This window comes from Lacihabitans soyangensis, from assembly GCF_024343775.1.
GTDB classification, from domain to species: domain Bacteria; phylum Bacteroidota; class Bacteroidia; order Cytophagales; family Spirosomataceae; genus Leadbetterella; species Leadbetterella soyangensis.
Genome location: NZ_RJUF01000175.1, coordinates 81,366 through 92,705, shown reverse-complemented (window position 1 = coordinate 92,705; position 11,340 = coordinate 81,366). Strand labels below are relative to the sequence as shown.

Sequence of the window (11,340 nt, the reverse complement as noted above, 5' to 3'; positions counted from 1 at the left end):
GAAATTAGTAATTTCTGCCTACTATCACTATTTGAGGTGGTCGAGGTTTTCGGAATATTCTAAAAATACGAGCATATTTTAAACCAAAATTGGGATTGTAATACGAATTTTGATTTTCAATTATCTTGTCTTTCAGGCTTTTCGGCACATCACTTTCTTTTTCGAAATAATGAAATTCGAGTTCTATGCGATTAAGAGCCTTTCCGCTTTTATCGTCTAGTCTATAAAATAGTTTGAGCTTTTTGGTGGAGCCATTTTTCGGATTTGTGCCTAACAGTCCCTTTCTCAGAGAGTTGTCCAAGACAATTTTTCCGTCAATTTTTGAAATATCCAAACCTTGAGCAATCACTTGTTGGCCGGGTAGAGGTTCGTCTAAGGTTCCGTTTCCGTTGTCATCATCATCGTCGTCGTCAAATTCTGTTGTGCGGGTATTGACTCCGGGTATGGCAAAAGCTGGATTATTGTTATAAATGGGAGCTGCTATTTTTTCATTTTTATCCAAAAGATAAATTTTGCTGAGGTAGTCCACTCCAGAAATTGTGAGGTGCGTAAAACAAGTATCTTTGGTGTTTTTGGGGATAAAAAAGACGGTATACCTTAGGCCTGATTCACTTTTGGTTATATTTATTTCGCCATGCGATTCATTTATTTCTAAGCCTTCGGGGTAGGCACCATATTCGCCATCTCTTTTTACCAGCGGTTTTACTTTAAGGTCATCCTTGAGGTTTTCTAGGAAAAAAAGCGTGTCGCTGTAGGCTATCAGATTACAGGCAGGCTTAATCGTTGAACCGTTTCCAGTCTGCGTAGAACCCTGATCATTAGTACTTTGACTATTGATGGCATTGTTATTATCATCAGGCAAAATATCGTCATTGTCCAAGTTTGGATTGCAAGCAAACACCCAAGCTGTGAGGAGTAAAAACAATATTTTAAGTGGGTTTTTCATCAATTTCTGGGGCTTTGTATATCGTTACGATGGTAAACTAACGATGGTTGCAAAAAAATAATTTTAAAAGCGGTTACATTTTTCAGATCAGCTCCTACTTAGTTATGAAAATCAATTATCACCGTAAATTATTTAAAATTATGAAAACATTCAGAAATTTTGGCTTGTCTTTTTTGACTTTAGTGGTTTTGACGCTTACTTCTTGTGAGGATTCCCTGCTAAGCCCAGACGACAGCTCAGCTGTTTTTTCAGGATTAGAAAACGCCTCAGGAGACGGTGTGAAAGTGTCCGCCAGTTCTTTGCCAGGGGCAATAACCCTGTATCTCAACACCAATTACCCTGGTAAGACCATCACAAAGGCTGAAAAGTACCTGACAAAATTCGAAGTTACGCTTTCAGATTTAACCAAACTTGAATTTAGCCTTTCGGGTGTATTCATTGAAGTTTCGGGAGGTAGTAAAAATGGCACAAAAGTATCTGACGACACCATGGCAGCACTTCCGCAGGTGATCTTGGACTACATAGCTAAAAACTACCCAGGCGTTACCATCGTAAAAGCGGAGAAATCCTCAGACAAATACGAGGTAAAACTGAGCAACCGAGTGAGGTTAGATTTTAGCCTGAGCGGTAAACTAGTGCGTGTGAGAACTTGGTAAGTAAAAGGAGCTTCGGCTCCTTTTTTTATGTCTTAAACTCTCATTATGACTGTCAAATTGTCAGAAAATTGCCACTTGGAACAGCCTTTGATTGTTGTCTATCTGAAATTTAAAAACAATACAGACAATGGTAACAGAAAAAGGTACAATTTCGATTAACACCGAGAACATTTTTCCGATAATTAAAAAATTCTTGTATTCCGACCACGAAATATTCTTGAGAGAATTGGTTTCGAATGCGGTGGATGCAACACAAAAAATCAAAAAACTATCTTCTATAGGTCAATTTGACGGTGAATTGGGCGATTTGAAAATAAAAGTTTCTTTCGACAAAGACGCCAAAACTATCACCATATCTGACAAAGGCTTGGGAATGACGGCCGACGAAATCAAAAAGTATATCAATCAAATAGCTTTTTCAGGAGCTAAAGAGTTTGTAGAAAAATACAAAGACGAGTCAGACAAAACACAGATAATCGGACAATTTGGCTTGGGCTTTTACTCGGCCTTTATGGTAGCCAAAGAAGTAGAAATCATCACGAAATCATACCAAGACGCACCCGCTGCGAGATGGTTCAGCGACGGCACTACCGAGTTTGAAATATCTGCAGCTGAAAAAGCCGAACGTGGTACAGACATTATTTTGCATATCGCTGAGGACTCGGAGGAGTTTTTGGAAGAAAGCAAACTGGAGCAGGTATTGGTAAAATACGGCAAATTCCTTCCGGTCGAAATAGAATTTAAGGACAAAGTAATCAACAATCCTTCTCCAATTTGGGTAAAAACTCCTTCAGATTTGAAAGACGAGGATTACATTGCTTTCTATAAAGAATTGTACCCTTACTCAGAAGATCCATTGTTCTGGATTCACCTTAACGTTGACTATCCGTTTAATCTGACAGGGGTATTGTACTTCCCGAAAGTGAAGCAGGATTTCCAATTGAACAGAGAAAAAATACAATTGTATAGCCGTCAGGTATTTATTACGGATGACGTGAAAGACATCGTACCGGAGTTCTTGCAGTTGTTACACGGTGTCATAGACTCTCCAGATATTCCATTGAACGTTTCGAGAAGTTATCTTCAGGCCGATGGCAATGTAAAACGCATCAACTCTCACATTACCAAGAAAGTAGCCGACAAACTTTCAGATTTATTTAGAGAAGACCGCAAGGCATTTGAAGAGAAATGGGAAAGTATAGGCCTTTTTGTAAAATATGGTATCATCTCTGACGATAAGTTTTTTGACAGAGCCAAAGATTTTATTTTGCTCAAAAACACAGAAGGTGCTTGTTTCACAATAGAAGAATACAAAACCAAATTAGAAGCCAACCAAAAAGATAAAGACGGCAAATTGGTGGGTCTTTATGCCAACGACATCAGCAAGCAAGATGCATTCATTGCAGGTGCTAAAAAACGTGAGTTTGATGTTTTGGTATTCGACGATGTCTTGGATGCTCACTTTATTAATGCCATGGAAAGCAAAGTTGAAAATCTGACTTTCAAACGCGTAGATGCCGACACTTTCGACAAGTTGATAGACAAAGGTCTGAAACAAGAAGTTGTACTTGGAGAAGACGAGAAAAAGAAAGTGGAAGAGACCTTTAAAGAGTTTGTGGGCAACAACATAGTGCAGATAGAAGCCTTGCCAGTGGACGATATCCCAGTATCCATAGTGGTGCCTGAGTTTATGCGTAGATACGCCGACATGTCTAAAGTAAATGGCCAAGGTGGTATGTTTGGTAATATGCCGATGATGTACAATCTTGTAGTAAACGGCAACCACCCAATCATTGGCAAAATTGCCAAAGAAGGTAACGAAAACGGCCTAGCTAAGCAACTTTATGACTTGGCACTACTCTCACAAGGAATGCTAAACGGAGCAGACCTTACACAATTCATCCAGCGTTCGGTGGAGAAATTGGGGTAATTTTAGTATAGAAATATTATGAAAAAAGCCGCTTTTGAGCGGCTTTTTTTGTTGGATAGCATTCAAAACACCTTTGGTTTTTTACCGAAAAATAAGAAAAACAGCTTTGGATTTTTACCAAATAATAATCAAAACACAATTGGATTTTTACCTAAAAATGAGAAAAACACCTTTGGATTTTTACCTAAAAACAAACAAAACACCTTTGGATTTTTACCCTAAACATAACACCTTTTTTAAGATAGTTACAAATGGAAATTATTATTTCCATTGAGAACTTCTCAGAATTGTCCCATCCTGAAATGGCGTTACAAAAAAAACAATCTTAACAATTAGGGAAATGAATGCCATTAATTCAGTAAATTTATTAACTCTTCATCACACTTTCATAGTACTTTCGCAAAGCATTTAACTTAGAGTAGCCACCTATCAACACGGCCTGAGCAGATAACTTAATCTCATTCCATGGCAAGGTAGTTTGCGGTTTAAATCCGAAAACCTTCTGATAAATGTAATTTACTTGAACGGGTAAAATCCTGTTTGGCAAACTACTTCCAAACTCGCCGATATAGCCGATGGGTGAAGATAATAAAACCCTCAAATTGAAATTCTTGGCGGTAAGTTTTACAAATTGATCTGAGGAATCAACCAAAACAGGTGGGATCAACTCTGCAGAATGGCTCAACATACGCATCAAGCCTCCAAGCATAAGCAAGGTTTTGGCCAATAAAACTGCCTGCGGCATACCCAAAAACTTTATTGTAAATAGTGCTGCCCCAAAAGTGAGTAAACCTATAATAAAAAAGAAAAATCCAAATTTTCTATCTCCAATGAAGATGGATTGAATAACCATTAAAGCCAAAAAAACAAAAGGGATGCTCCAATGCCAACTTTCAAAAATCACAAACCACAAAACTGCTTCAATAATAATGGTGGAATGTGTTATGCGTGTGGCCCAAGTGGTATGTAGAAGCGTATAACCAATAGATTGATAGTCCAAATCGATGTTGGTTTCTGGTTTGAAAACATTGTGAAGGGGAAGAAGTTTGCCCGTAAGATTATCGGGCAATAGATTACATAAAAGGTATAACAATACCGTGAGTGTGATCGTAACATTCCATGCCAGATTGATAAAGGCTTCATAATTTTTAATGATTTCCATGGCTAATAATTTTAGAGTAATAGTTTGTATTTCAAGGCAGAGTTTTGAGAATTGGCCAGTTTTTCGTGGGCATTTACACCACCTTTCTCAAAAAACTTTATAATACTATTAAACTGGTGGCTGAGATATTGGGGCATAATCAGGTTCATCATAAAATATGGAAACCAGCCTCCTTGATTTTCACGGTCAATGAGCACCAGCTGGCTACTGCCGTCGGCATTGGCCTCGAACAAATGACCGCCCCACCAGTCTATCCTTTCAAAACCATTTGGAACTGGAAATTCCTCCATAACTATTGACCTGAAACTGGTTTGAATGGTTTTATCATCAATTTTTCGACTCCATTGTATGTACAGAAGGTCTCTTTTTGAAATAAAAGGTTTGTTCGGGTCAAACTGCTGATAAATGATTTGGGTGTTTTCATCGAGTTCTTTTACCACATATCCACCAGTGTATTCTGCTGTCCAATAATGATGATAATCAATCATTTGATTAGTAAAAACATCGAATACCTCTTTGTGGTTAGCCGAAACTTTGGGTAATCGCCAACGAAATAAGTCATTTTTATCGTCCGCAAAGGATCTCTGCCAAATACTAACACCGTCTTTTTGTAATCTTTCTTTCCAACCCGTGTCTTTGGTCATTAGCTCGAAATCCCTTTCGAGCCATTTTTCTTTATTTTCTTTCCAATCTTTAAGAGTTGTCATTACAAAAAAGTATTGTATTAAAGCTAATCTAAGTTAATGAAAAATAATAGTAATGCCAAAATGATTTAAGTGAATATTGGCATAACAAAACGAATTTTAAAAGACTTCTAATTCCCACACCCACCAATTCTAGCCATGAAGTTACTGCCACTTTTTGCTTCAAATCCAGGGCTAAATGTAAGGGAGTTTCCTGCCTTATACGTTACGCTTGCAGGGGAAAATATTTTATTATTGGCCGTGATAGTAGTATTGGATATTTGTAATGTATTTGTTGTGAAATCTGTGGTTAAATTCAAAACTGTAGAAGGTGTGCCCACTAAAACCAACTGCGTAGCTACACGGTCTCTTTTGTAATCTGGTGTTTCACATCCTACGTAATACGTGGTATTTACAGTTGGATTTACTACCACGCTTGGACCAATGGCAATAGGAAAACCTCCTTCAGAGACTGTGTACCAAGTGGGTGTTGTGGCTACTGGACAATTTGCAGTTAAGGTAACCGGTGTGCCAGTGCAAGCTTCGTTTTTGCTGGCTGATACACCTGTGGGAGGTTGCGGGCCAGCAAAATTAATATTTGCGAAAATACTTGATTTAATGGAAGGTTCACATTCCGCATATGTTACAAACTCAATATTTTGATATGACATCGGACTTGCTGGATTTCGGCGTGAAATATTTACATCATAAGTTGTGGTTTTACAACCGTTGGCTGGAATTGCTGTGATTGTAGCAAGTTTTGTAATAGATGTACCAGTAGGAGAAGAACCAATACCTGCTGTGCTTGTTATGGATACATCGTTTACAATGGATTCACCTATAAAACCGAAACCGTAATCTCTGATTTCGTTGGAGCTATTACAGACTTTTACTCGGAAATTCCCGCTTGTGCCTAACGATACATCAGAAACCGTAATTATTGGTGAAGTACTGTTATTGATTTCCAAGCGAGGTTGGTCTCTTTGATAGCCACCTTCGTATGGGCAAGAGGTTCTCGTGAGAGCTTCATCCATTAAAAATATGGGTGTTCCGTATGATTTATCTTTTACAATTTTTATTCTAAAGCTATCACCAGCATCATTATCTTGCAAAGTATAGGCAATGGTTGTGCTACTGTTATTAGAATTAGAAACAGAAGCCCCTCTGGTTTTTTTTGTTTTGAATTCATATCCGCCTGCTACTCCAGAGCCACCAACTTTTACGACGAAACTTAATCCTGCTCCTAACTCTAAAAAATGACTTACTTCATAAGTATCAGTTGTAGTAATTGATTGCGTCACAGAAGTTGTACGTGACTGTCCACTTCCCAATGTAAATGGGGCTTCAATAACAGGAGAAGTGGGGTCATTGATATTAGTGCTATCCTTTTTCAAGACTTGCTCCCAAATTTTTATCTGACTTTGGGCTTGATGCCTCATCTTTGGGGTATTTGACATGTTATTCATAATGGCACGGTTGAGAGAAATATCATTCAAAATGTCGCTTTTTGTGTAATAAAATGGAGTTGCCGAACCTGGTACTAATCCAAAAATAACGGACGAATCTCTTACCACTGAGACCGTGGGGTTGGTATTAATCGCAATAATTGGAAACATGCCATAAGCTATATAAGATGAATAACCAATATAAATAGAGCCTTCGTTGGCTCGGGCATTGCCCGGGACGGTTGAGATAGCATTTAAAACCGATACACAATTTTGTTTACCGCTCGATTTCATAAGGGTTGAGCCTCCACCGCCACTTAGTGATGCCGTTACAGAAAATTCATAATTGACTGATACAAATAACCCTGCCGAGCCTGCAATACCTAAAGTAACGTCCAGTTTTCCGTTGTTCGTTTCATCGGTCGTCAATGATTCACTCATACTACGGCAAGCTTCTTGGTTTGTCTGGAAAGTTACCGAACTCATATCCCCCGGAGGATTATGTAATATGAATTGTGGAATGGCGGGTTCTCTTATATACCCTTTAATTGCCACAGGATTTGCTTGTGAAGGTGTAATCATAGGACCTTCTACCACAAAAGGAATTACCACTCTGTATTTATTATATCTTGGAACATTATAAAACTCGTCACGCTGCCAAAGACCAAATGTAAATACATACCAACTTTTGAACCGGCCCATATTGAACTTTAGTGATGTAGTGTAACTGACTACTTTCGTATTACCACCATTTTCGTAAGTTGTATTGGATAAAGATAATTGAGGATAGATTTGGTTGGGATAGTTGGTTATATCCTCTTGACCAGCATATGCCTGGATACTCTGGTCATCATCTCCACTGGTAGGTGGATATTGATAACCACCATTAGTATCAATGTAAGGGCTGATATAGTTCCCTGCTTTTAGTTTAAATGCAAACGTTAGATTGAATGTTTCGCCTGATTTTGCTTTAAGGTATTTTTCTTGTGGAGTGCTATTCAAAACTTCCTGAATCATTTGTTCTTGCGTAAGATAATTATAGTTTTCATCTTGCGTTCTGCCCAAGGGAATAATTTGAATCCCTGAACTGGCTACATTTCCATTGCTACCTGTTACATATATAGTATCAACAGGTAAAAACTCACCAGGTCCTACTAAGTTAGGAGGTAATTTAATGGGGATTTTTAGCTGTTGTGCAAATGAGGCTTGAAAAAACAGAATAGAAACAATTGTTAATGCTTTTGTATAATTTGCTTTCATGGCTAATGCTTTTTTAGATAATTTAATTGTTACTGAATGATTTTTAAGAAAGCTTCACTTTTCCGTCTTGAAAGAGTTATTTGTTCGTTGTTTTTGAGCAAAATCTTGCCATAACTACCTTTTTGGTTTTTTCCTTCAAAATCTACCATATAATCAAGATTGAAAATCGTTGAGCGGTTGGGTCTGAAAAACTGAAAGTCTTTCAAACGCTTTTCGATTTTGCCGAGTGTAGTCGAAGACAGTATTTTACTACCGTCTTTGAGATAAATAATTGTGTAATTGATGTCGGATTTGAGCATCAGAATACTTGACGATGGAATATTTTTTCGGCTGCCAAGATGAATAAGATTGTTAGTTTTCATGAGTATCTATAAAAAGTTCAAGCATTCTTGAAATGAAGTACGAGTAAATATGCTTATTTAAAAAAGCATTAAGGACGAACCGCCTTCAAAACTGTCCGAAGGGAACAGTTTATTTACCAGAAGATTTTGAGCATCTAATTACACCCACCAATAGCTGCACTAAATACCGTACCGCCATCAGCTCTAAAACCTGCATTTAATTCTACGGATTTTGCTCTATAATCGACTTTGACTGTGCCAGTTACTTTGTTGGTGGCAGTTATTTTGCCATTTACACTCGAAGCGGTTTTTAATGTAGTTCCAGATGAGTAGTCGTCGGTAGGGCTTGTTAGATTTACCAAAGCGGCATTTGAGCCAGTATTTACGGTAATACTTGTTGAACTACTGCAACCGTATCCATTTGTTAAGGTAGCAGTGTATGTACCTGCGGAAGTTATGGTGAGTGAAGGAGTGATAGCTCCTCCTGGCGACCAAACGATTTGATTGACAGGCGAAGTGGCAGGCACTTGCCAAGTTGGATTATTCACAAACGTACCGTTATTGCCATTTCCAGAGGCGTCTGCGGTGGTAGTGCCTGTACCTTCATCAAATTTATAATAAGCAATCAATCCAGCACTATTAGTTGGCACTGTTTTATTTTTGTGATCAATAATTTCTTCATACGTTCTTGCCACATTCCAAATCCTGAGTTCGTCCATTGTGCCATTAAAATGATTGCACGCACAAAAGGTAGGCTGTTGTCTGCCAATGTTTAAAGGCTGATTGTCCTGTGAAATCGTCATGCTCGCTGCTCCGGAAGGTAAACCATTGATAAAGAAAAATATTGTATTTCCCGTGAGTATAATCGCTACATGAGTCCAAGTGTTTTGAGGTACAGGGTCATTTGAATATTTCCATGTTCCTGTACTTAGCTCATAAAATCCCATTTTATTTCCATTTCCGTTGGTGTTTAATGACCACAAATAGTTATAATTTCCTTTATCAAGAATGGTAACATTACTACCCGAATAATTGACCCAAGCCTCCATCGTAAAACTGGTGGTAAGATTCAGACTGGCACTATGCGGCACTGTAATGTACTGGCTATTAACTTTTGCAAAATTTAAAGCATTATTATTGCCCATGTTTGAATTGAGTGTAACAGACCCTCCACTACAAAAAGTAGTTGGTCCACTGGCGGTTATAGTAGGGGCTGTTGGTTTGGGATTGACCGTAACCCATACATCTACAAAGGCACTCGTTGTTAAGCCTTCACAACGTACTTTATAAAGACTGTTGGCGGTTAATACTGGCGTTACAAAAGGCGAACCCACAAATGGAATAGCTACGCCAAGGTAATCATACCAATTTACCGTTCCGACAGCACAAGTGGCTGATAATGAGGCCGTATTTCCGATACAAGTAGTTTGAGTGGTGGCAACAGTTGGAATAGAAATCACTTCAACATAACGCAAAACCGAAACAACATTGGAGGTTTGGGTAGTAACTGCCAAGTCGGGTCTATTGTCTCCGTCTAAATCTCCGATACATACAAAACGTGGTCCTGTGGCAGTCGTAAAATCAACTTTGGCTGCAAATGAGCCGGCATCAATGATACCACTTGTGGCGGTATTTCGATAAATAGACACCGTGTTGGTTCCTAAATTGACAGCCAATAAATCTAATTTTCCATCTCCATCAATATCAGCCAAGTTGGTTGCCGAGCAAGAAGTTCCGGTAGCGATGTCAAATTTAGCAGCGAAAGAATTGGCATCGATGGTGCCGCTTGTAGCTGTATTTCTAAGAATAGACATCGAATTACCAGTAAAATTAGCGACTGCAAGGTCGGCTTTATTATCACCGTCAATATCACCAATACTAAAACCAAATGGAAGTGCACCCGTATTAAAATCAACTTTGGCAGCAAAAGAGCTGGCATCAATGGTGCCGCTGGTGGTAGTATTCCGCAAAATCGAAACGGTGCTTAATCCGTTGTTATTGACAGCAATATCTAATTTCCCATCACCATCAAAATCTGCACTACCTATATAGGTCGAGTTATTGCCCGCCGTCAAACCGAAATCTACCTTTGCATTGAAAGAAATACTCCCGCTTGTCGAAGTATTTTTAAAAACCGACATATTAATGTTGGAATGAGCGATGGCCAAATCAGGTTTTCCATCACTATCAAAATCAGCGATGCAGACCGAGCGAGGCCCTGTATTGGTCGCAAAATCAACTTTTGTAGCAAAACTGATAAATCCGATTGATGAGGTATTGCGAAGGATAGAAATAGTACTACTGTTAAAATTGGTAACCACCAAATCGAGTTTCCCATCACCATCTACATCGCCTATAGCTATACCACGAGGGTTTGTACCTGTCGAAATATCAATTTTTGATGCAAAAGAGCCGCTGTTGATAGTACCAGCAGTCGAAGTATTTCTGAGTATCGAAATATTACCTGCACTAAAATTTACCGTTACCATATCGGTTTTTCCATCTCCGTCTAAATCGCCCGTTGCCATATTCAAGGATTCGGTATTTGCCCCAAAATCAACTTTGGTTTCAAAAGTACTGCTCGCAACGCTTCCACCTGTGAAGGTTACATGGAATGGCTTTACTGCATAGCCAAACAATCCGTTTGAGGTATTAAGTACTGAAATCGGCTGATTAGTAGCTCCAACGGGTACTGTTACAGTCAAGCTTGTACTCGAAGCTACCGACACCGTGGCTTTTGTTGCTCCGAAATAGACTACATTTTGAATGGCAGTCGAATTGAAGTTGGTGCCTGTGATAGTAACGGTTGAGCCAATGGGTCCGCTCGTAGGTGAGAAGTATGTAATGTTTGGCCTCTGAGCTTGGATTTGTAGAGATAAAAGTATGACTAAGAAAAGGTAAATATTTTTTTTCATGG

Annotated in this window: 9 protein-coding genes; 3 read left to right on the top strand and 6 right to left on the bottom strand. The window is 38.7% G+C overall.

The features are described 5' to 3' along the window. Positions 1-4: 4 nt before the first annotated feature. The gene (locus EGI31_RS17160) at positions 5-946 is read right to left on the bottom strand and encodes a hypothetical protein (protein ID WP_255038383.1); all 942 of its coding nucleotides are present in this window, start codon (positions 944-946) and stop codon (positions 5-7) included. A 140-nt stretch (positions 947-1,086) separates the two neighbouring features. Here EGI31_RS17160 and EGI31_RS17155 point away from each other — a divergent pair, with 140 nt between their 5' ends. From EGI31_RS17155 to EGI31_RS17145, 3 genes are all read left to right on the top strand, one after another. After that, positions 1,087-1,602: a PepSY-like domain-containing protein gene (locus EGI31_RS17155; RefSeq protein WP_255038382.1), complete on the top strand. Its 516-nt coding sequence runs from the start codon at positions 1,087-1,089 to the stop codon at positions 1,600-1,602. A gap of 127 nt (positions 1,603-1,729) precedes the next feature. Continuing rightward, positions 1,730-3,532: a molecular chaperone HtpG gene (gene htpG, locus EGI31_RS17150; RefSeq protein ID WP_255038381.1), complete on the top strand. Its 1,803-nt coding sequence runs from the start codon at positions 1,730-1,732 to the stop codon at positions 3,530-3,532. An 18-nt stretch (positions 3,533-3,550) separates the two neighbouring features. After that, positions 3,551-3,754: a hypothetical protein gene (locus EGI31_RS17145; RefSeq protein ID WP_255038380.1), complete on the top strand. Its 204-nt coding sequence runs from the start codon at positions 3,551-3,553 to the stop codon at positions 3,752-3,754. Positions 3,755-3,899: 145 nt separating this feature from the next. Here the strand turns inward: EGI31_RS17145 and EGI31_RS17140 are convergent, their stop codons facing one another. The 5 genes from EGI31_RS17140 to EGI31_RS17120 all read right to left on the bottom strand — a co-directional run bounded on the left by EGI31_RS17140 (position 3,900) and on the right by EGI31_RS17120 (position 11,338). Then, a complete protein-coding gene (locus EGI31_RS17140) occupies positions 3,900-4,694 on the bottom strand; it encodes a hypothetical protein (protein ID WP_255038379.1) in 795 nt (264 codons plus the stop codon). 11 nt (positions 4,695-4,705) lie between these two features. Then, positions 4,706-5,401, bottom strand: a complete 696-nt coding sequence (locus EGI31_RS17135) for an SRPBCC family protein (RefSeq protein ID WP_255038378.1) — start codon at positions 5,399-5,401, stop codon at positions 4,706-4,708. 107 nt (positions 5,402-5,508) lie between these two features. After that, positions 5,509-8,082 (bottom strand): immunoglobulin domain-containing protein, encoded by a 2,574-nt coding sequence (locus tag EGI31_RS17130; RefSeq protein ID WP_255038377.1) that lies wholly within the window; start codon positions 8,080-8,082, stop codon positions 5,509-5,511. Between the two features lie 29 nt (positions 8,083-8,111). Next, positions 8,112-8,444, bottom strand: coding sequence for a LytR/AlgR family response regulator transcription factor (locus EGI31_RS17125; protein WP_255038376.1), 333 nt, complete (start codon positions 8,442-8,444; stop codon positions 8,112-8,114). 134 nt (positions 8,445-8,578) lie between these two features. Beyond that, complete coding sequence (locus tag EGI31_RS17120) at positions 8,579-11,338, bottom strand: FG-GAP-like repeat-containing protein (RefSeq protein ID WP_255038375.1); 2,760 nt, start codon at positions 11,336-11,338, stop codon at positions 8,579-8,581. Positions 11,339-11,340 lie beyond the last annotated feature (2 nt).